We start from the raw sequence: 19829 nt of genomic DNA on the forward strand, positions 1-19829 counted from the left end.
AATGAAGACGTGCTTGGTGGTCGATGATTCCAGCGTCGTGCGCAAGATCGCACGCCGGATCCTGGAAGGCCTGCAATTCGAAGTCACGGAGGCCGAGGACGGCTCCAAGGCGCTCGAGGTCTGTCAGCGCAAGCTGCCCGACGCGGTGCTGCTGGACTGGAACATGCCGGTGATGGACGGCTTCGAGTTCATGGGCCACATGCGCCGCCTGCCGGGCGGCGACCAGCCCAAGGTTGTATTCTGCACCACCGAAAATAACGTGGCTCATATCGCTCAGGCGCTCAGCGGCGGCGCCAACGAGTACATCATGAAGCCCTTCGATAAAGACATCATCGCCGACAAATTCGCAGAAGTCGGCTTGATTCCGGTCGGACAAGCCATGGTCTGAGTGTCTGGCGGAGTGTTCCAGCCAGAGTGTTCCCAGTACAGCTTCCGAGAGGCCTATCCGTGACCCCGACCGAGTATGAGTATCTGCGTAAGTTCCTGAGGGATCATTCCGGGCTCGATCTGTCCGCAGACAAGCAATATCTGATTGAAAGCCGGCTGTTGCCGCTGGCGCGCAAGGCCGGGATCTCCGGCATCGGCGAGCTCGTGCAGAAGCTGCAAGGCGCTGGCTCGGGCGCGCTCGTCACCAGCGTGGTCGAGGCGATGACCACCAACGAGACCTTCTTCTTTCGCGACAAGGTCCCGTTCGATCATTTCCGCGACACCATCATGCCGGAGATCATCAAGGCCCGCGCCGGCCGCCGCAGCGTCCGCATCTGGTGCGCCGCCGGCTCCACGGGGCAGGAGCCCTATTCGCTCGCGATGAGCCTAAAGGAGATGGGTGCGGCCCTAACTGGCTGGCGCGTCGAGATCATCGCGACCGACCTGTCGCAGGAGGTGCTCGAGAAGGCCAAGGCCGGCATCTACAGCCAGTTCGAAGTGCAGCGCGGACTGCCGATCCAGATGCTGATGAAATATTTCAAGCAGATCGGCGAGACCTGGCAGATCAATCCCGAGCTGCGGGCGATGATCCAGCACCGGCAGCTCAATCTGCTGCACGATTTCGCTCAGCTCGGCACCTTCGACGTCATCTTCTGCCGCAACGTGCTGATCTATTTCGATCAGGACACCAAGATCAACATCTTCAACCGGCTGGCTCGCCAGATCGAGGGAGACGGCTTCCTGGTGCTGGGCGCGGCCGAAACGGTGGTCGGACTGACCGACACGTTCAGGCCGATTCCGGAGAAGCGCGGTCTCTACAAGCCGAACGACCCGCGCGCGGCGGCCGCCAAGCCGGTTCTTGCCGGCGCAGCGCCGCGCCTAGCGGTCATGGCGGGACGATAGGCATGGCCGAGGATGGCAAAGGCGCGGAACGCGTGACGTTCAGTCGCGGCTATGATGTCTGCATCATGGCCATCGACGGCACTTGGCGCCGCGACTGCAAGCTCAACGCGATCTCCGACACCGACGCCATCCTGACGGTGGAAGGCTCGATTCAGGGCCTGAACCTCAAAGAGTTCTTCCTGCTGCTGTCGTCCACCGGCCTTGCCTACCGCCGCTGCGAATTAGTGCGCGTCAACGGCGTCGAAATGGACATTCAATTCCTGCGGGGCAAGAACCGGAAGAAGCGGGCCGTCGGTGGCCGTGACGAGGCGGCGTGATCTTCACGTGCGTCGCGTCGCCGTTTTCCGCGACGTTGGTTCGCATTTGCTGAAACATCCGACTGAATTTGCCGTCGCGGCTTTACGTCGCCTAAGCGCGAACGGTGTATCCATTGCCGGTCTCAATCTCAGGATACGGCAATGCCCAGAAGCTCTTTCTCCTCTCTCCCGTCAAACCTGCCCGACGGCGCCGAGCGGCGCGCGCTTCAGCTTCTGGTGGTCGATGATGACGGCACACAGCGCAGCCTGATCACGGTCGCGGCCAAGCAGGCCGGCCACGAAGTCACCGTGGCGCCGTCCGTGGCCGAAGCGATCGAGAAACTCCGCACCGCGCGCTTCGACTGCGTGACACTCGATCTCGTGCTCGAGGATGGCGACGGCATGGACGTGCTGGGCGAGATGGCCAAGGCGAAATTTGGCGGCGCCGTGATCGTCGTCAGCGGCATGGACGGCAAGCGCCGCAGCGCCGCCCGCAGCTTCGCCCGTTCCGTCGGGATCGAGCTCCAGAGCCTGCCCAAGCCGCTGGATCTGGCCGCGTTGCGCATCAGCCTCGCCAATCTCGGCAAGACCGCGATGGGCCTGCCGGCGATCCACACCTGGGGCGGTGTCGCCACCGACGCGATCGTGGAGCGGCACCGCGCCTGATCCGCGGCCGGCCATGCGATGAAAGAATGCGGTCGCCGCGTCGCAGCGATCGCGATCTACAGCGTACCGCTGGCCTCCGACAGGCATTCCAGGGCGTGGCCAAGGCCCGCCCGGCAGGCGTCGAGCGCGGCGATCGCCCTGGCATACCGGGGTGTGACATCGTCGAGCACGAAGACGTCGGCGGAACTTTCCGGATCGCTCCCGTGTTCTTGAGCCATGGCTGTGGCGGTCCGGCGCATGCTGCTCTCGATCTGCGAGATCAGCACGCGAAGGTCGGCCGCAATCAGCTCACGGCTCTCGACTTCGGGCATTGCCACGAAAGGCGGTAGCGGCCAAAATTAGCATGGATATTCTCCGTCCTCTGCAATTAGGCGCCTCGCCGCTACTTGTGCGTCAAGTTCATGTCCCGTACAAATACGGTGGGCCGAATCCGCGCCGAACGCCATAACGGTTGGGGCGGACGCGAGTCCTTCATGCCAACCGGATGTGTGGCACATGGCCGAACAAAGCTCTCGCGGTGAAATCTTCGTGGTCGACGACGACGCTGCCGTTCGCGACACCTTGTCGATGGTGTTGAAGGCGGCGGGCTATGAGGTGATCTGTTTTGCGGACGGCGCAGCATTGCTCTCCGTCGCGCGAAGCCGCACACCTGCAGCGGTCCTGCTCGACGTGCACATTCCCGGCAAGTCCGGGCTCGATATTCTCAATGAGCTGCACGGCGAGGACTATCCGGCACCGATCTTCATGATCTCCGGACAGGGCGATATCGCGATGGCGGTCGGGGCCATCAAGAGCGGCGCGCTCGACTTCATCGAGAAGCCGTTCCGCGGCAGCGAGATCGTCGGCCGGCTCGACGAGGCGATCGACGCCTATGCCCGCAGGCAGTCGGAGAACGCAGCGCCGAAGTTCGGCTCGCTGCATTTCCCCGGGCGCGAGCCGTTGACGCGCAGGGAGCGCGAGGTGCTTGAGCAGTTCGCCGCCGGCGCTTCCAACAAGGAGGCCGGCCGCACGCTCGGCATCAGCCCGCGCACCATCGAGGACCATCGCGCCAACATCATGAAGAAGCTCGGTGCGCGCAATGCCGCCGATCTGATCCGGATCGTGATGACCGCGGCGCAGCGCGCGTCGTAAATTCCGTGGGCGACATTTCGTAGCCCGGATGAGCGAAGCGACTTCCGGGACCTGGCTCGTGGTGTTCCCGGGTATCGCTTCGCTCACCCGGGCTGCGGGCTCTCACCCGACGCGCCATCAACTGTTCAACGCCTTGCGGATGGCCCGCGCCAGATCCGATTTGCGATAGGGCTTCGCTAGCAGCAGAACGCCCGAATCCAGCCGGCCGTGATGGATGATCGCGTTCTCGGTATAGCCGGACGTGTAGAGCACCCGGAGATCGGGACGCGTTCTCTGCAGTTCGTCGGCGAGCTGCCTTCCGTTCATCTTGCCGGGCATGATGACGTCGGTGAACAGGAGGTCGAACGGTTTTCCGGCGGCGACGATTGCGAGCGCCTCCGCGGCGTTCGCAGCCTGCAAGGTGACGTAGCCGAGCGAATGCAGCTGTGCCAGCACGTAGTCGCGCACCAGCCGGTCGTCCTCGACCACAAGGATCGTCTCGTGTCCGCCCTCGATGGTCGCCGGCGTCACGCCCTCGCCGACCGCCGTCGGCGTCTTGCCGGGCGGCAGGTACATCTTGATCGTGGTGCCGTGGCCTTCCTCGCTGTAGATCTTGATATGGCCCGCCGACTGCTTGATGAAGCCGTAGACCATCGAAAGCCCGAGTCCGGTGCCCTTGCCCGGTCCCTTCGAGGTGAAGAAGGGGTCGAACACCCTGGCCAGCATGTTGGCGGGAATTCCGCTGCCGGTGTCGCTCACGGCGATCAGCACGTAGTGTCCCGGCGGGACGTCGTTGACGCTGGCATAGACCTCGTCGAGATAGGCCGCGCCCGTCTCCACGATCAGCTTGCCGCCGCCCGGCATGGCATCGCGGGCATTGAGCGCGAGGTTGAGGATCGCGGTGGTGAGCTGGCTGGGATCGACGATCGCGACGCAGTTCTCGTCCTCGAACACCGATTCGATATGGATCTGCTCGCCCAGCGTCGGCCGCAATAATTTCGCCGTGTCGATGATCAGCGCGTTGACGTCGATCTCGCGCGGCTGGAGCGGCTGCTTGCGCGCAAACGCCAGCAGGTGCTGCGTCAGCTCGGCGCCACGCCCGGCGGCCTCGTCGATCATCTTCGTGATCGCCGCGAGCTCCGGCTCGTTGGCCACCGCGTCGGCCAGGATCTCGATCGTTCCGGTGATGACGGTGAGAATGTTGTTGAAGTCGTGCGCCACGCCGCCGGTGAGCTGGCCGACCGCCTCCATTTTCTCGGCCTGGCGGATGCGCTCGTCGGCCGCGATCTTGTCGGTCAGGTCGCGGTAGAACGAATTGAAGAGAACGCCTTCGCGTCGCTGGAGCGCCGTGACGCTGAGCTCGGCCCTGAACTCCTTACCGTCGCGTCGCCGCACCAAAAGTTCGCGCCGTGGATTAGCCAGCGATTGTTGCTCGGATTCGAGAAAGAGCTTCAGTCTGGCCCTGACGCTTTCGCGCTCACTGGGGGCGACGAAAAGCTCAATCGCATTCTTGCCGATCGCCTCCTCACGGGTCCATCCGAAGAGCTTCTCGGCCTGCGAGTTCCAACTCAGGATGGCCCCGGTGTGGTCCGTCTGGGTGAAAGCATCGAGCGAGGTCTCGACGATGTTGCGCGCAAGCTGTTCGCTCTCCCGCAAGGACTCCTGTGCAAGCCTCGCTTCTGTCATGTCGCGCCCGACAAAGAAGTAGCGCTGGGCGTGGTCGGACCAGCTGCCGAGCCAGGACAGCCAGACCTCACGACCGTCCTTGTGGAAGCAGCGGGTGTCCGCGAGCTTCAGCCGCTCGCCGCGCCTGAGCGCGCGCATCTCGTCGCGCGACTGGTCGAGATGGCCGGAATGAATGAAATCGGCGCCGCTGCGGCCGATCATCTCCTCCGGCCGGTAGCCGAGAATGGCCTCGCTGCTCGGACTGATCTGCGCGATGTGGCCGCGCGCGTCCATCACCATGATCAGATCCTGGGAGGTCTCGAAGATCTGTCGCCGTTCCTCGAGCTGCTGCTGCAGCGCCCGCTCGGCCCGTCGCGCCTCGGTCAGGCTGCGCGCGGTGCCGGAGGCGCCCACGATCTCGCCCGATGGGCCCCTGATCGGCGACAGGCTGAGTGAGATTTCGACCGGCGTGCCATCCTTGCGCAGGCGCACCGTCTCGAACCGTTCCATCGGTTCACCTCCGGCGATCCGCCGCAAATAGTCCTTGCCTTGCTCGCGTCGGTCGGGTGGGACGATGATCGAGGTGGATTTCCCGATCGCCTCATTCGCCGAATAGCCGTAGAGGCGCTCGGCGGCGGCATTCCAGCCGGTGATGATGGCGTCGAGCGATTGCATCACGATCGCTTCGTCGGAGGATTCGACGGCGGCGCTGAACAAGCGCTCGCGCGCTTCATGATGGCTTCGCGCGGCCTCGGTGCGGCGATGCTCCTCGATCTCGCGTTCAAGCGCGGTCGTCTTCGCTCTCGTTTCTTCGACCATTTGCGCGAATGCCCGCGCCAGCACGCCTGTCTCTCCGCTCGCATCGACGGGAATCTCGGCGCGCCGTCCGCTGCCGATCGCTTCCACCGCCGCGGTCAGACGCCCGATCGGCCGCGTCAATGAGCGCGCCAGCAGTACCGCAAGCAAAGCTGCGGCAAGGACAGCAAGCAGGCCGACCAGTGAGGAGGCTTTTTGAATGGCCGCCGGAACGCTACTGAACACGGATGGTGGGGCCGTCTCGATGACTGCCAACCACTCCTTGCCGGCCAGCAGTGCCGGTGCGAGCGCCGCTCCACTCGGCCGGCCCGCTTGGTCGCTCGTAAGCTGCGTGGATCCTTGCGGCAGGCCGGCCCGGGCTGCAAAGAAAGGAAAGTCCCGGCGCCAATCGTTGGCGTTGCCAAGCAATGCACCGAATTCCCGCGCACGATCAGGGTGGACAAGATAGTCGCCACGCGAATTCACGACATAGATTTCTCCTCCTGCGCTCGTGGTCGAGCGGACGCGGTCGAGCGCAGGACGCATGTCGATATTGGCGATGACGATGCCGAACGGCTTGCTATCAGGCGTGAACAGCGGAGTCGCGACGCGCAACGTCGGAATGTGAGGGTCCGTGGTTCCTCCCTGCCGCGTGGCGAGATCGACGGGCGAAACATAGATGTCGCCCGGCGCCAATCGAATCGTCTCCTGGAAGTAGGTTCGGTCGCTCTTGCGTTCCAGTTCGCCGTCGGGGACGATCCGTGCTGTTCCGTTCGGGCCGGCGCGATCGACGCGGACCAACTCGCGCTGGTCGTCGTCAAGGCCGATGATTCGAAATTGCCCGTAGCTCGGTTTCGCGTCGATCTCGGCTGCGAGCCGGGCTGCGATGCGCTCGCGCCAGGTTTGCTCGGAAACGCCGTCGACATCGTCGAGGCCTCCACCGATGTGGGCACGGATCAGGCCGTTGATGGCCGCGGCGGAGCGATAACCGAGCAGATCGCCGCGCGCGCCGGCAACGTAGGATTCAAGATGGGTGGCCAGCAGGCTCGACTGGGCTTCAATCCGTTCCAGGACCCGCGGAATGACGGCCTGGGTGATATTGCGATAGCCGAGCCAGCCGACTGCGGCCACGGTGACCGCCACCAGCAGGATCATCGCGATGGCGAGCCGCGTAGCGAGTGTCATGGGGAAATCTGCACCGCTTCCTGAATGGCCGTGCCCGCGCTCGGTTGGAACAGAATGAAGGTTCTTGTCATCGGCGGCCGGTGCTGACATCCGGATTCCTCACCGATGCCGTCCGCGCCGCGTCCAGGCAGCCAGCGACCGCGGCGAGCAGCGCGTCGGCCCGGAACGGCTTCTGCAAGCTCGCCACCGCGCCGAGCTTGGTCGCCATCTTGAGGAAGTCCGGCTCCGCATGGGCGTCCGGCGTGAACGAACGGCCGGAAATGACGACGATCGGAATCGCCGGCTGCAGCGCCCGGATGTGGCGCATCGTCTCCAGGCCGTCCATGCCGGGCATGAAGATGTCGAGAAAGAGAAGGTCGAACTGGCCGGCCTCGAACAGCGCAAGTCCCTTGCGGCCGTCTCCGGCGACGGTGATTTGATGACCGGCCCTCTCCAGGAGCAGCCGAATCGTCATCTGCACGGCCGGATCGTCATCCACGATCAGGATGTTGGCCACGTCTGGTATCCTCCCGGGCCGGATGGGGTGTCCCAGCGACCGCAAATCAAACCATCAACTCTGAAATTGTTGCGCGGATTGCATCTGGCCTGCAAGCACTTCGCCATCGATCCCAAGATTGCTCGCAAAAGGCGAACTCGGTTGCGTCAATTTATGCACGGTGACGTGCACAAGCGCTCGCGACAACCGCGCGCCATATGCCTAGTCGGTCAAATATTCCGGATAGTGGCTTCGGATCGTGTCGAGCTCGCTCAACGTGCCCGACAGGTGCTTGCGCAGATGCTGTTGCGCAGCATCGGCGTCGCCGGCCTCGATCGCGCGCGTGATCAGCTTGTGGTGGCGGACGATGTTCTGGGCCTTGCCGGGTGAGGGCAGATGCATCCGGCGCAGCCGGTCGATATGTCCGCTACGGCTGCGCACCAGCGTCCAGAGTTCCTGCTTGCCGGCCACGGCATAAAGCTGCGCGTGAAAATCATTGTCGCCAGCGATGAAGCTCTCGAAGTCTCCGGCCTTGGCGAATTGCTGCTGGAGCGCGATCGTGTGGTCGAGGCGTATGACCAGGGCTTCGCCGTGCTGCTGCGCGAGCAGCCGGACGATTTCGAGCTCCAGCGCCTGGCGCAGGAAATGGGCCTGCTCGGCCCGACCGACGTCGACGCGGCTGACGACGGTGGCGTGCTGCGGAAACACGTCGACCAGCCCTTCTTCCTCGAGCCGCATCAAGGCGTCGCGGATCGGCGTCGAGCTGACGCCGAATTGTGCGGCGAGATCCGTGCGCGACAGCGGCGAGCCCGGCGGCAATTCGAGCGCGAGAATGGCATTGCGCAGCCGCTCGAATACTTGCGGTGCGGCCTGCCGGGCCCGGTCGAGCCGCGCGCCGGGGCGGGGGGCTACGCGGGGCGCGGGTTCGGCTGGTTCCATGCGAAGCGCTCCGGCCAGCTTGCCTTTGATACACTAATGCATTAGTGCATTAGCAAGATCGCTCGTCAATGGCGGCCGGAGGAAACGAACAACAATGATCAAGCAATTTCAGTGTGGCCTCACGGCCGTCGCCCTGATCGCCGCAGCGGCGCTGACGGCTTCGCCAGCAAAGGCGCAGCAGAAGTCCGAGATCTCGCTGTCTCGCCAGCCCGGCATTTTCTACATGCCGAGCCACATCATGGAAAAGCAGAAGCTGATCGAGAAGCACGCCGCTCAGCTCGGGGTGGCCGGCGTCACCACCAAATGGGTCACCTTCTCCGGCGGCGGTGCGCAGACCGATGCGCTGCTCGCGGGCGGGGTCGACATCCTCAACACCGGCACCGGCAATCTGCTGCTGCTGTGGGACCGCACCCGCGGCGGCGTCAAGGGCATCGTCGCGACCTCGGCGCAGCCGATGACGCTGATCAGCCGCGACGCCAACATCAAGTCGATCAAGGATTTCGGCCCCAACGACAAGATCGCCGTGCCGACCGTAAAAGTCTCGACCCAGGCCATCGTGCTCCAGATCGCCGCCGCCGAAGCCTTTGGTCCCGACCAATGGTCGAAGCTGGACGTCAACACGGTGCAGCTCGGTCATCCCGACGCCTATGCGGCGCTGTCCAACGCCAAGCACGAGGTGCACACCCATTTTTCGATTCCGCCGTTCACCTTCCTCGAGCTGAAGAACGTGCCGGGCGCGCATGTCGTGCTGTCGTCGCCTGACGTGATGGGCGGCCCGCTCAGCCAGGCGCAGTTCTTCACCACCACGAAGTTCGCTGATGCCAACCCGAAAATCATCCAGGCCGTGCGCGATGCGACCAAGGAAGCTCAGGATCTGATCCGCAGCGACACCAGACAGGCGGTCGAGATCTACAAGGAGATCACCGGCGACAAGACCTCGGTGGAAGAGCTGCTCGATCTCCTCCAGGAGCCCGGCATGATGGAGTGGAATCTCGAACCGCAGGGCACGATGAAATTCGCCGCCCATCTGTTCAAGACCGGCACGCTGAAGACTCAGCCCAAGGCCTGGACTGATTATTATCTGCCCGTCGCCCACGATCTGAAGGGCAACTGATGGCGCTGCTCGACGTCAGCTCCGTGACGCTGCGCTACAAGACCTCCAGCGCCGTCGTCACGGCGACCGAACGGGTCAGCTTCACAGTCGACAGGTCCGACCGCTTCGTGCTGCTCGGGCCGTCCGGCTGCGGCAAGTCGACCCTGCTCAAGGCCGTCGGCGGCTACATGGCGCCGAGCGAAGGCCGCATGACCATCAACGACCGCGAGATTCGCGGTCCCGGCGCCGATCGCATGATGATCTTCCAAGAGTTCGACCAGCTGCTGCCTTGGAAAAGCGTGCTGGCCAACGTGATGTTTCCGCTGCTGACCGCGCGAAAATTGTCGCGCAAGGATGCCGATGCGCGGGCGCGGGCCTATATCGAGAAAGTGGGCCTCACCCGCGTGGTCGACGCTTATCCGCACACGCTCTCCGGCGGCATGAAGCAGCGCGTCGCGATCGCGCGCGGCATGGCAATGGAGCCCGACATCCTACTGATGGACGAGCCGTTCGCCGCGCTCGACGCGCTGACGCGGCGAACCTGCCAGGACGAGCTGCTCCAGCTCTGGAGCGAGACCAAATTCACCGTGCTGTTCGTGACCCACTCGATCGCGGAAGCGATCCGCATCGGCAACCGCATCCTGCTGTTGTCGCCGCATCCCGGCCGCGTCAAGGCCGAGGTGGTCGACGTCGACAAGGTCTCCAATGACGATGGCAGTGCCGGCCGGCTGGAGAAGGAGATTCACGATCTCCTGTTCGCCTCCGAAGCAACGGCGCATTGAGGGAGCCTCTCATGGGCGAAGCGAGAATAATGCTGCGTGACGCGCCGGTCGTCGGCAGCGCAGCCGAGGTCGAGCGCAAGCTGAGCGTGCCCGAGCTGTTGTGGAACGACGGCTTTGTCCGCAAGACCGTCATCATCCTGTTCCTCGCGGCGGTCTGGGAGGCCTACGGCCTCGCCCTCGACAATCCCCTGCTGTTTCCGACGCTGCACGACACGATCCTCACGCTCTACGATCGCGTCAAGGACGGCACGATTCCCATGCGGGCCTGGGCTTCGCTAAAAGTGCTGTTCATGGGCTATTCAGCCGGCATCGCGCTCGCCGCGATCTTCACCGTGCTCGCGATCTCCACCCGCATCGGCACCGATTTCCTTGAGACGGTCACGGCGATGTTCAATCCGCTGCCGGCGATCGCGCTGTTGCCGCTCGCTTTGATCTGGTTCGGTCTCGGCAACGGCAGTCTGGTGTTTGTGCTGATCCATTCGGTGCTGTGGCCGGTCGCGCTCAACACCCATTCGGGCTTCAAGAGCGTGTCCAACACGCTGCGCATGGTCGGCCGCAATTACGGCCTTCGGGGATTGCCGTACGTGGCGAAAATCCTCATCCCCGCCGCGTTCGGCTCGATCCTGACCGGCCTCAAGATCGGCTGGGCCTTTGCCTGGCGCACGCTGATCGCGGCCGAGCTGGTGTTCGGCGTGTCGTCGGGGCAGGGCGGGCTCGGCTGGTTCATCTTCGAAAACCGCAACCTGCTCGACATACCTGCGGTCTTCGCCGGCCTCTTGACGGTGATCATCATCGGGCTTTTTGTCGAAAACCTGATCTTCCGCGCCATCGAGCGGAACACCGTGCAGAAATGGGGCACCCAATCATGACCAAGAAGAAACTAACGCCCGACCAGCTCCGCAGCGCGCGCTGGTTCGCACCCGACGATCTCCGCTCGTTCGGCCATCGCTCCCGCACCATGCAGATGGGCTACGCGCCGGAGGAGTGGAAGGACCGCCCGATCATCGCGATCCTCAACACCTGGTCGGACGCGCAGCCCTGCCACATGCACTTCAAGTCGCGCGTTGACGACGTCAAGCGCGGCATCCTGATGGCCGGCGGCCTGCCGCTGGAGCTGCCGGCACTGTCGCTGTCGGAATCGCTGCTCAAGCCGACCACCATGCTCTATCGCAATCTGCTGGCGATGGACGCCGAGGAGCTGTTGCGCAGCCATCCCGTCGACGGCGTGGTGCTGATGGGCGGCTGCGACAAGACCACGCCGGCGCTGCTGCTGGGTGCGACCTCGATGAACATCCCGGCGATCTATCTGCCGGCAGGTCCGATGCTGCGCGGCAATTGGAAGGGCAAGACGCTCGGCTCGGGCTCGGACGGCTGGAAATACTGGGACGAGCGGCGCGCCGGAAAAATCTCCGACAAGGACTGGCTCGACATCGAGGCCGGCATTGCGCGCAGCTACGGCACCTGCATGACCATGGGCACGGCTTCCACCATGACCGCGATTGCAGAGGCGATCGGCATGACGCTGCCGGGCGCGTCCTCGATTCCCGCCGCTGATGCCAACCATATCCGCATGGCCTCGGAATGCGGGCGCCGTATCGTCGAGATGGTCTGGGAAGATCTGACGCCGAAGACAATCCAGACCCGCAAGGCGTTCGAGAACGCGATTGCAGTGGCGATGGCGATGGGCTGTTCGACCAACGCCATCATCCATCTGATCGCGCAGGCCCGCCGCGCCGGTCTCGACATCGGCCTCGACGATTTCGAGATTGCGAGCCGCAAGGTGCCCGTCATCGCCAATGTGCGGCCGAGCGGCGATGCCTATCTGATGGAGGACTTCTTCTATGCCGGCGGCCTGCCGGCGCTGATGGGGCAGATCAAGCCGCATCTGCATCTCGACTGCATCACCGTCACCGGCCTGACGCTGGGCGAGAATATCGCGCATGCCGAGGTCCACAATGACGATGTGATCCGCTCGATCGACAATCCCATCTACAAGGAAGGCGCCCTCGCGGTGCTCAAGGGCAATCTCGCACCCGACGGCTGCGTCATCAAGCCGTCGGCCTGCGCGCCGCGCTTCCTCAAGCACACCGGGCCGGCGCTGGTGTTCGACGACTACCCTTCGATGAAGAAGGCGGTCGACGATCCCGATCTCGACGTCACCGAAGACCACATCCTCATCCTTCGCAACGCCGGGCCGCAGGGCGGGCCGGGCATGCCGGAATGGGGCATGCTGCCGATCCCGACAAAACTCGTGAAGCAGGGCGTGCGCGACATGGTGCGAATCTCGGATGCGCGCATGAGCGGCACCAGCTACGGCGCCTGCATTCTGCACGTCGCCCCCGAATCCTATGTCGGCGGACCGCTCGCGCTGGTGCGGAACGGCGACCGCATCACGCTCGACGTCGCCACCCGCACCATCAATCTCGACGTGTCGGAAGCCGAGCTCGACAAGCGTCGCGCCGCCTGGAAGCAGCCCGAGCGCCGCTTCGAGCGCGGCTATGGCTGGATGTTCACCAAGCACATCAAGCAGGCCAATGACGGCTGCGACTTCGACTTCCTCGAGACCGATTTCGGCGCGCCGATCGGCGAGCCCTCGATTTACTAGAGAGCGTGACATGACCAAACTTGCCGAGGCCACCCGCAACAAGCTCAAATCCGTCTCCACCGCCACCGTCGCAACCGCGTTGTTCAAGCGGGGCCTGCGCATCCAGATGATCCAGGATGTGCACCCGCTCAGTGCCGACCAGCCGACCATGGTCGGTGAAGCCTTCACGCTGCGTTATATGCCGGCGCGCGAGGATCTCAACACCATCGAGGTTTTCAAGGACCGCTCCCATCCGCAGCGCAAGGCAGTCGAGGATTGCCCGGCGGGCCACGTGCTGGTGATGGACAGCCGCAAGGACGCGCGCGCCGCGTCCGCCGGTGCAATCCTGGTCACGCGCTTGATGAAGCGCGGCGTCGCCGGGGTCGTCACCGATGGCGGTTTTCGCGACTCGGCCGAGATCGCCAAGCTCGGTATCCCCGCCTACCACCACCGCCCAAGCGCGCCGACCAATCTGACGCTGCATCACGCCATCGAGATCAACGTGCCGATCGGCTGCGGGGATGCGCCGGTGTTTCCCGGCGACGTCATTCTCGGCGACAGGGACGGCGTGATCGTGATCCCTGCGCATCTCGCTGAGGAGATCGCCAACGAGACCTTCGAGATGACCGCGTTCGAGGACTTCGTCACCGAGGAAGTCAACAAGGGCCGCGGCATTTTCGGTCTCTATCCGGCAACGGACCCACAGACGCTGACCGACTTCGCCGCATGGCGGAAGGCGAACGGAAGGTAAAGGCCGCGCGCCGACACCAAGCATATCAAGAAACAGGCCGGCCGCAGCAAGCGCCGGCCTTAAATCACCCAGGGAGGACTCCATGAATTTCACGCGACGCAACCTCTTGGCCGGCGCCGGCGCTGCGGCCACCTCCGCGCTCCTCGCCCACGCCGCCGGTGCCCAGTCGTTTCCGTTCGCGCCGAACCAGCGCTACCCCGATCCCGCCGTTCAAATCCTCGATCCCAGTTTTGGAAAGTACCGGCTCTATTCCTCGACGCTCGAGCAGGTCGCAACCGGCATGCGCTGGGCGGAAGGCCCCGCCTATTTTCCCGAAGGCGGCTATCTGCTGTTCTCGGACATTCCCAACAACCGGATCATGAAGTTCGACGAGAAGACCGGGCAGACCAGCGTGTTCCGCGCCAACGCGAACTACGCCAACGGCAACGCGCGCGACCGCCAGGGTCGCCTCGTCAGCTGCGAGCACTCGGTGACCCGCCGCATCACCCGCACCGAGAAGGACGGCAAGATCACCGTGCTGGCCGAGAAGTTCGAGGGCAAGCGGCTGAACGCGCCGAACGACATCGTGGTGAAGTCCGACGACAGCATCTGGTTCACCGACCCGCTGTTCGGCATCAACGGCGAGTGGGAGGGCAAGAAGGAAAAGGCCGAGCAAGCCACCACCAACGTCTACCGCATCGCTAAGGACGGCAAGCTCAGCGCTATGCTGACCGACCTCGTCAATCCGAACGGCCTCGCCTTTTCGCCTGACGAGAAGAAGCTCTACGTGGTCGAGTGGAAAGGTACGCCCAACCGCAGCATCTGGAGCTATAATGTCGGTGACGACGGTTCGCTCAGCGGCAAGACCAAGCTGATCGACGCGGCTGACCAGGCCTCGCTCGACGGTTTTCGCGTCGACCGCGACGGCAATCTCTGGTGCGGCTGGGGCTCCAACGGTGCGCTGCAATCCGAGCCGACCGACATCGCCGGCCGCAAGGTTTATCAGCTCAAGGCCAAGTCGGAGGATCTCGACGGCGTGATGGTGTTCAACGCAGAGGGCAAGCCGCTCGCCTTCATCAAGCTGCCCGAACGCTGCGCCAATCTCTGCTTCGGCGGGCCGAAGAACAATCGCCTGTATATGGCAAGCAGCCACTCGGTGTATGCGCTGTATGTGGAGGCGCATGGGGCCGTGTGAGGCTTCGCCTCTCTCGAGGCCGTAGCCCGGATGGAGCGCAGCGCAATCCGGGGCTGTGATGTCGTCTGCACTAATCCCGGATTTCGCTGCGCTCCATCCGGGCTACGAAGTCACGCCTCCGCCATCCCCGCCGCCCACAGCGCGAACGCATAGACGATCGCGACTTCATCGAGCCGGTTGAAGCGTCCCGATGCGCCGCCGTGGCCGGCGCCCATGTTGGTGCGGAGCAGGACCGGGCCGCCGCCGCTCATGGTCGCGCGCAGGCGCGCGATCCATTTGGCGGGCTCCCAATAGGTGACGCGCGGATCGGTCAACCCGCCCATCGCCAGGATCGCGGGATAGTCTTTCGCCGCGACATTGTCGTAGGGCGAATAGGACAGGATGGTGCGGAAATCCTTCTCGCTCTCGATCGGGTTGCCCCATTCCGGCCATTCCGGCGGCGTCAGCGGCAGCGTGTCGTCGAGCATCGTGTTGAGCACGTCGACGAACGGCACTTCGGCGACGACGCCGGCGAACAATTCGCCGGCGCGGTTCGCCACCGCGCCCATCAGCATGCCGCCGGCCGAACCGCCGTGGCCGACAATGCGCTTTGCACTGGTGTACTTCGCATCGATCAGCGCGCGTGCGCTGGCGGCAAAATCGTCGAACGAATTGGTCTTCTTCTCGCGCTTGCCGTCGAGGTACCAGCCCCAGCCCTTGTCGGCGCCGCCGCGGATATGGGCGATGGCATAGACGAAGCCACGGTCGACCAGCGACAGGCGGTTGGCGCTGAACGAAGCCGGCATCGCCATGCCGTAGGAGCCGTAGCCGTAGAGCAGCAGCGACGCCGCGCCGTCGAGCGTGAGTCCGCGGCGATGGAGGATCGAGACCGGCACCTCGGCGCCGTCATGCGCTTTCGCCATGATGCGGGTGGTGACGTAGTCGCTCGCATTGTGGCCGGACGGGATCTCCTGCCGCTTGCGAAGGGTGCGCGTGCGCTTGACCATGTCGTAATCGTAGACTTCCGACGGCGTCGTCATCGACGAATAGGCGAAGCGCAAATTGGTCGTCTCGAATTCGTAGGAGCCCATCGTATCCAGCGAATAGGCCGCTTCGTCGAACGCGATCGCGTGCTCCTCGTTCGAGGCGAGGTCGCGGATCACGATGGACGGCAGCGCGTTGGCGCGCTCCAGCCGCACCATGTGGCCGGCATAGAGATCGAGGTCGATGATGTAGATGCCCGGGCGATACGGGATCAGATCGCGCCAGTTCTTGCGCTCGGGTGAGGCGAGCGGCGCGGTGACGATCTTGAAGTCGATGGCATGGTCGGCGTTGGTTAGGATGAAGAGTTCGTCGCCACGGTCGGCCAGCGAATATTGCACGCCTTCCTTGCGTGCCGCGACCAGGCGCGGCGGTGCGTCGGGGTGGGCGAGGTCGATCAGCCGCTGCTCGGAGGTCTCGTGGTCGCCGCCCGCGATCACGCAGAAGCGGCCACTGGTGCTCTCTTGCAGATGGGTGAACCAGCCGGAATCCTGCTCCTCGTAGACCAGCGTGTCGTCGGCTTGCCCAGTGCCGAGCTTATGCCGCCACACCTGCATCGGGCGGTGGTTGTCGTCGAGCTTCACGTAGAAGAACGACGTCGCATCCTTGCTCCAGACCACGCCGCCGTCGGTCTCCTCGACGACGTCGTCGAGGTCCTTGCCGGTCGCCCAGTCGCGCACGCGGATGGAGAAATACTCCGAGCCCTTGGTGTCGGCGCTCCAGGCCTGCAGCCTGTGGTCGTTCGAGTGCCGGCTGCCGCCGAACTTGAAGTATTCATGGTCCTTGGCGAGCGCATCGCCGTCGAGCACGATGTGGCCCTCGCCGCCGTCGCGCGGCATACGGCCGAACAGCTCGTGCTGACCGCCCTCGCGGAATTTGCGGAAATAGGCGAAAGGACCATCCGGCGACGGCACGCTGGAATCGTCCTCCTTGATCCGCCCCCGCATCTCGCGCACCAGCGTTTTCTGGAGCGCCGCGGTATGGCCGAGCAGGCTCTCGGTGTAGCCATTTTCTGCGTCGAGATATTTGCGGATGTCGGGATCGAGCACCGCGGGGTCGCGCAGCACCTCCTGCCATTTCTCGTCCTTCAACCAGGCATAGTCGTCGGTCACGGTGATCCCGTGTCGCGTGAAGGAATGCGGCCGGCGCGGCGCGAGGGGGGGCAGGGAAGGTGTTTTGGCTTGTGTCACTCGATCCTCATTCAGATGCGTGTTTCACCTTATATCGTCCCGCTTCCGTGAATTGCCAGCGTCGCTGCGGGCGTCGTCGCCGGGTTGTTGACGGGCCGCTTGTATGCTTTAGGGGCCGGGTCTTTAGTCCTGCCGCCGGTCCAGCCTGATGTTGTTCAATTCCTACCCGTTCATCCTGCTGTTCCTGCCCGTCGCGCTGGCTGGCTATTTCTGGCTCGGGCGGCGCAGCAATCTGGCCCCGGTGATCTGGCTGGCGGCGGCCTCGCTCACCTTCTATGCCATTGGCAACTGGCAGTTCGTGGCCCTGTTGCTGCTATCGATCGCCTTCAACTACGGCATAGGCCACCTCCTCATCGTGGCCAAGCTTACTTCGTCGCAACGAAAGGTGGCACTGGCCCTCGGCGTCGCCGGCGATCTTCTCGTACTTGGCATCTTCAAATATGCCGGCTTCGTCACCGAGAACGTCAACGCGCTGGCCGGCACGCACTTTGCGGTCCACATCCTGCTGCCGGTCGGCATCTCCTTCTACACGTTCACCCAGATCGCGTTCCTGGTTGACGCCTGGCGCGGGCAGGTCGCGGCCTACGCGCTGCCACACTATGCGCTGTTCGTGACCTACTTTCCGCATCTGATCGCGGGGCCAATCCTTCACCACAAGGACATGATCCCGCAATTCGAGCGGGAGGAAACCAAGCATCCGCATGCGCATCTGATCCTGTGCGGCCTCATCATCTTCGCAATCGGCCTGTTCAAGAAGACCTGCCTTGCCGATGGCATCCAGCCGCTGGTCGCGCTCGCCTTCGATGCGCGCGCGCCGAGTTTTGATCAGGCCTGGCTCGGTGCACTCGCCTACACGTTCCAGCTCTATTTCGACTTTTCCGGCTATTCCGACATGGCGATCGGGATATCGCTGATGTTCGGCATCTTCCTGCCGGTCAATTTCAACTCGCCCTACAAGGCCACCAGCATCGTCGAGTTCTGGCGCCGCTGGCACATGACGCTGTCGCACTTCCTGCGCGACTATCTCTACATCCCGCTCGGGGGCAACAGGCGCGGGCGCGTGCTGCGCTACATCAACTTGCTGCTCACGATGCTGCTCGGCGGGCTCTGGCATGGCGCGGCCTGGACTTTTGTCATTTGGGGCGCCCTGCATGGCGCCTATCTCTGTATCAATCACGCTTTCAACGCGCTGGTGCCGAATGTTCCGAAGTGGCTCGCGCACACGACGCGTGTCGCCGGAGCCGTGCTGACATTCCTCGCCGTCGTTGTCGCCTGGGTCTTCTTCCGTGCCGAACGGGTCGATTGGGCAATGCGGATTGTGAATGCGATGGCCGATCCCTCCAACATCGTGTTCGGCCGCGAGGAGATTGCGGCGTCGGTGATGGTCACGATCTATGCCGCGCTGGTGTGGCTGGCGCCGAACACGCAAGGACTCATGGGGTACGACCACGCCAATCGCAGGGTCGGCGACGGCCTGATGTCCGGACGGATGCGGCCGCTGGTCCTCTATGGTGCGTCGCTGGTGCTTGCGTTCGGGATTTTGGGTATCCAGAGCCACAGCGAATTCATCTATTTCCGGTTCTGATGCGCGGCGCGTTCACATATCCAGGGCGTCTTCTCCTCGCGAGCATCGCGTGCGTGCTGGGCGCGGCTGCGCTCACCTATGTCATCGATCCCCTGCAACTGTTTCGGCCCTCGCGTCTCGTCGCGCCGTTCTATTCCGATGACACGCGCGTGCAGAATGCCGGGCTGATCCGCAGCCAATCGTTCGATACCGCGTTCATGGGCACCTCGCTCGCGATCCATTTCCGCCAGAGCGACATCGACCATGCCCTCGGCGTGCACTCGCTCAAGCTGGCGATGACCGGCTCCAATTCGCGTCAGCAGGGCTTTGTACTCGAGCAGGCCATCGACCGCGGCGCGAAGCGCGTGATCTGGGCGATGGACGATTTTATCTTTGTCGATGCTGCCGACATCGAGACCGATCCTTATCTCGCTGCCGATCTCTATCGCGGGACGGCAAAGGGGATCGCGTCCTATCTGTTCAGTGCGGCGATGGCGAAGGAATCCCTGTTCGCATTGCTGCGGTCGGTTCCGCCGCTGCGGGAGCCGCTGACCCGGGCGGCGCCTTTTCTGCCCGTCAAGTTTGCGCTTGAAGACGTCGACGACATTTATGCGTTGCCGCGCGATATCGACGTCGCGCGCGCCTATAATGCGAAAAGGACGCTCGCGGCTTTCGCCTATATCACCGATCCCGTGCGCAGCCGTTTTCTCGGCGAAGGCTATCGTTACGATGCGATGGTCCGGCATTTCGAGCGTGACGCCGTCGGCCTGATCGCGCGCCATCCGGACGTGACCTTCGACATCTACTTCCCGCCCTATTCGATCCTGCAATTCGTCGCGATGCGCGACGCTTCGCCTGCGACGCTGAAAATCGTCACCGACCTCACGGCCGTCATTGCGCAGTGCCTGACGCAGCTTCCCAATGTGCGTCTGTACGATTTCCGGGCGATCAAGGACGTGACGCACGACCTCGACAATTACGGCGACGTCATCCACCATTCGCCGGTGATCGATGCGAAGGTGCTGTCGTGGCTGGCGCGTGGGGAGTATCGGGTCGATCCGACGGCGCCACTTGCCTCGCTGGAGGCGTTGAAGGCGCAGGTCGAGGCGTATCGCTTGCCGCCGCTGCCGTAGCCCGCATGAGCGAAGCGACATGCGGGGACTCGCGCAAGAATCCCGGGTGTCGCTTCGCTCACCCGGGCTACAAGATTG

At 63.9% G+C, this 19829-nt stretch carries 18 protein-coding genes; 13 read left to right on the forward strand and 5 right to left on the reverse strand.

The window, feature by feature from the left end; all coding sequences use genetic code 11:
* Nucleotide 1: 1 nt before the first annotated feature.
* The 4 genes from BcanWU425_RS02145 (at nt 2) to BcanWU425_RS02160 (ending at nt 2291) form a co-directional block, all read left to right on the forward strand.
* Nucleotides 2-388, forward strand: coding sequence for a response regulator (locus tag BcanWU425_RS02145; protein WP_018456638.1), 387 nt, complete (start codon nt 2-4; stop codon nt 386-388).
* Between the two features lie 59 nt (nt 389-447).
* Nucleotides 448-1329 carry a CheR family methyltransferase gene (locus BcanWU425_RS02150; RefSeq protein WP_085358468.1) on the forward strand — a complete coding sequence of 294 codons (882 nt, stop codon included), beginning with the start codon at nt 448-450 and terminating at the stop codon, nt 1327-1329.
* A 2-nt stretch (nt 1330-1331) separates the two neighbouring features.
* Complete coding sequence (locus BcanWU425_RS02155) at nt 1332-1646, forward strand: hypothetical protein (protein WP_018456636.1); 315 nt, start codon at nt 1332-1334, stop codon at nt 1644-1646.
* Between the two features lie 141 nt (nt 1647-1787).
* Nucleotides 1788-2291, forward strand: a complete 504-nt coding sequence (locus BcanWU425_RS02160; protein WP_085348855.1) for a response regulator — start codon at nt 1788-1790, stop codon at nt 2289-2291.
* A gap of 56 nt (nt 2292-2347) precedes the next feature.
* Here the strand turns inward: BcanWU425_RS02160 and BcanWU425_RS02165 are convergent, their stop codons facing one another.
* The gene (locus BcanWU425_RS02165) at nt 2348-2602 is read right to left on the reverse strand and encodes a hypothetical protein (RefSeq protein ID WP_018456634.1); all 255 of its coding nucleotides are present in this window, start codon (nt 2600-2602) and stop codon (nt 2348-2350) included.
* 184 nt (nt 2603-2786) lie between these two features.
* Between BcanWU425_RS02165 and BcanWU425_RS02170 the strand changes: the two genes are divergently transcribed.
* Complete coding sequence (locus tag BcanWU425_RS02170) at nt 2787-3422, forward strand: response regulator transcription factor (RefSeq protein ID WP_018456633.1); 636 nt, start codon at nt 2787-2789, stop codon at nt 3420-3422.
* Between the two features lie 117 nt (nt 3423-3539).
* On the opposite strand, the gene BcanWU425_RS02175 is transcribed toward BcanWU425_RS02170, so the two are convergent.
* From BcanWU425_RS02175 to BcanWU425_RS02185, 3 genes are all read right to left on the reverse strand, one after another.
* Nucleotides 3540-7136 carry a PAS domain S-box protein gene (locus BcanWU425_RS02175; protein ID WP_026233214.1) on the reverse strand — a complete coding sequence of 1199 codons (3597 nt, stop codon included), beginning with the start codon at nt 7134-7136 and terminating at the stop codon, nt 3540-3542.
* Nucleotides 7114-7542 carry a response regulator gene (locus tag BcanWU425_RS02180; RefSeq protein ID WP_018456631.1) on the reverse strand — a complete coding sequence of 143 codons (429 nt, stop codon included), beginning with the start codon at nt 7540-7542 and terminating at the stop codon, nt 7114-7116. The genes BcanWU425_RS02175 and BcanWU425_RS02180 overlap by 23 nt, the downstream gene beginning before the upstream one ends.
* A gap of 201 nt (nt 7543-7743) precedes the next feature.
* Entirely contained in the window at nt 7744-8460 is a 717-nt protein-coding gene (locus tag BcanWU425_RS02185) for a GntR family transcriptional regulator (RefSeq protein WP_204512839.1), read from the reverse strand.
* 94 nt (nt 8461-8554) lie between these two features.
* Between BcanWU425_RS02185 and BcanWU425_RS02190 the strand changes: the two genes are divergently transcribed.
* The 6 genes from BcanWU425_RS02190 (at nt 8555) to BcanWU425_RS02215 (ending at nt 14844) form a co-directional block, all read left to right on the forward strand.
* Nucleotides 8555-9574 (forward strand): ABC transporter substrate-binding protein, encoded by a 1020-nt coding sequence (locus tag BcanWU425_RS02190; protein ID WP_018456629.1) that lies wholly within the window; start codon nt 8555-8557, stop codon nt 9572-9574.
* Nucleotides 9574-10335 (forward strand): ABC transporter ATP-binding protein, encoded by a 762-nt coding sequence (locus tag BcanWU425_RS02195; protein ID WP_018456628.1) that lies wholly within the window; start codon nt 9574-9576, stop codon nt 10333-10335. The genes BcanWU425_RS02190 and BcanWU425_RS02195 overlap by 1 nt, the downstream gene beginning before the upstream one ends.
* 11 nt (nt 10336-10346) lie before the next feature.
* Nucleotides 10347-11204 (forward strand): ABC transporter permease, encoded by an 858-nt coding sequence (locus BcanWU425_RS02200; RefSeq protein WP_085348860.1) that lies wholly within the window; start codon nt 10347-10349, stop codon nt 11202-11204.
* The gene (araD, locus tag BcanWU425_RS02205; protein WP_018456626.1) at nt 11201-12940 is read left to right on the forward strand and encodes an L-arabinonate dehydratase; all 1740 of its coding nucleotides are present in this window, start codon (nt 11201-11203) and stop codon (nt 12938-12940) included. Before BcanWU425_RS02200 ends, araD begins: the two co-directional genes overlap by 4 nt.
* A gap of 10 nt (nt 12941-12950) precedes the next feature.
* On the forward strand, nt 12951-13670 hold the full coding sequence (locus BcanWU425_RS02210; protein WP_018456625.1) for a ribonuclease activity regulator RraA: 720 nt from the start codon (nt 12951-12953) through the stop codon (nt 13668-13670).
* 82 nt (nt 13671-13752) lie between these two features.
* Nucleotides 13753-14844 (forward strand): SMP-30/gluconolactonase/LRE family protein, encoded by a 1092-nt coding sequence (locus BcanWU425_RS02215; RefSeq protein ID WP_204512838.1) that lies wholly within the window; start codon nt 13753-13755, stop codon nt 14842-14844.
* 110 nt (nt 14845-14954) lie between these two features.
* Here the strand turns inward: BcanWU425_RS02215 and BcanWU425_RS02220 are convergent, their stop codons facing one another.
* Entirely contained in the window at nt 14955-17054 is a 2100-nt protein-coding gene (locus tag BcanWU425_RS02220; protein ID WP_231189625.1) for a S9 family peptidase, read from the reverse strand.
* 148 nt (nt 17055-17202) lie between these two features.
* On the opposite strand from BcanWU425_RS02220, the gene BcanWU425_RS02225 reads away from it, so the two are divergent.
* Both BcanWU425_RS02225 and BcanWU425_RS02230 read left to right on the forward strand, forming a co-directional pair.
* The gene (locus BcanWU425_RS02225) at nt 17203-18639 is read left to right on the forward strand and encodes an MBOAT family O-acyltransferase (protein WP_231189627.1); all 1437 of its coding nucleotides are present in this window, start codon (nt 17203-17205) and stop codon (nt 18637-18639) included.
* Complete coding sequence (locus BcanWU425_RS02230; RefSeq protein WP_231189630.1) at nt 18639-19751, forward strand: hypothetical protein; 1113 nt, start codon at nt 18639-18641, stop codon at nt 19749-19751. Before BcanWU425_RS02225 ends, BcanWU425_RS02230 begins: the two co-directional genes overlap by 1 nt.
* The last annotated feature ends 78 nt before the right edge of the window (nt 19752-19829 follow it).

The sequence above is a fragment of the Bradyrhizobium sp. WU425 genome (assembly GCF_021052305.1).
GTDB lineage: Bacteria > Pseudomonadota > Alphaproteobacteria > Rhizobiales > Xanthobacteraceae > Bradyrhizobium > Bradyrhizobium canariense_D.

What these genes read in the sequence shown, in the direction of transcription:
- BcanWU425_RS02145 (WP_018456638.1), top strand. Translation starts at nt 2, where the DNA reads ATGAAGACGTGCTTGGTGGTCGATGATTCCAGCGTCGTGCGCAAGATC.
- BcanWU425_RS02155 (WP_018456636.1), top strand. Translation starts at nt 1,332, where the DNA reads ATGGCCGAGGATGGCAAAGGCGCGGAACGCGTGACGTTCAGTCGCGGC.
- BcanWU425_RS02160 (WP_085348855.1), top strand. Translation starts at nt 1,788, where the DNA reads ATGCCCAGAAGCTCTTTCTCCTCTCTCCCGTCAAACCTGCCCGACGGC.
- BcanWU425_RS02165 (WP_018456634.1), bottom strand. Translation starts at nt 2,602, where the DNA reads ATGCCCGAAGTCGAGAGCCGTGAGCTGATTGCGGCCGACCTTCGCGTG.
- BcanWU425_RS02170 (WP_018456633.1), top strand. Translation starts at nt 2,787, where the DNA reads ATGGCCGAACAAAGCTCTCGCGGTGAAATCTTCGTGGTCGACGACGAC.
- BcanWU425_RS02175 (WP_026233214.1), bottom strand. Translation starts at nt 7,136, where the DNA reads ATGTCAGCACCGGCCGCCGATGACAAGAACCTTCATTCTGTTCCAACC.
- BcanWU425_RS02185 (WP_204512839.1), bottom strand. Translation starts at nt 8,460, where the DNA reads ATGGAACCAGCCGAACCCGCGCCCCGCGTAGCCCCCCGCCCCGGCGCG.
- BcanWU425_RS02190 (WP_018456629.1), top strand. Translation starts at nt 8,555, where the DNA reads ATGATCAAGCAATTTCAGTGTGGCCTCACGGCCGTCGCCCTGATCGCC.
- BcanWU425_RS02195 (WP_018456628.1), top strand. Translation starts at nt 9,574, where the DNA reads ATGGCGCTGCTCGACGTCAGCTCCGTGACGCTGCGCTACAAGACCTCC.
- BcanWU425_RS02200 (WP_085348860.1), top strand. Translation starts at nt 10,347, where the DNA reads ATGGGCGAAGCGAGAATAATGCTGCGTGACGCGCCGGTCGTCGGCAGC.
- araD (WP_018456626.1), top strand. Translation starts at nt 11,201, where the DNA reads ATGACCAAGAAGAAACTAACGCCCGACCAGCTCCGCAGCGCGCGCTGG.
- BcanWU425_RS02210 (WP_018456625.1), top strand. Translation starts at nt 12,951, where the DNA reads ATGACCAAACTTGCCGAGGCCACCCGCAACAAGCTCAAATCCGTCTCC.
- BcanWU425_RS02215 (WP_204512838.1), top strand. Translation starts at nt 13,753, where the DNA reads ATGAATTTCACGCGACGCAACCTCTTGGCCGGCGCCGGCGCTGCGGCC.
- BcanWU425_RS02225 (WP_231189627.1), top strand. Translation starts at nt 17,203, where the DNA reads ATGTTGTTCAATTCCTACCCGTTCATCCTGCTGTTCCTGCCCGTCGCG.
- BcanWU425_RS02230 (WP_231189630.1), top strand. Translation starts at nt 18,639, where the DNA reads ATGCGCGGCGCGTTCACATATCCAGGGCGTCTTCTCCTCGCGAGCATC.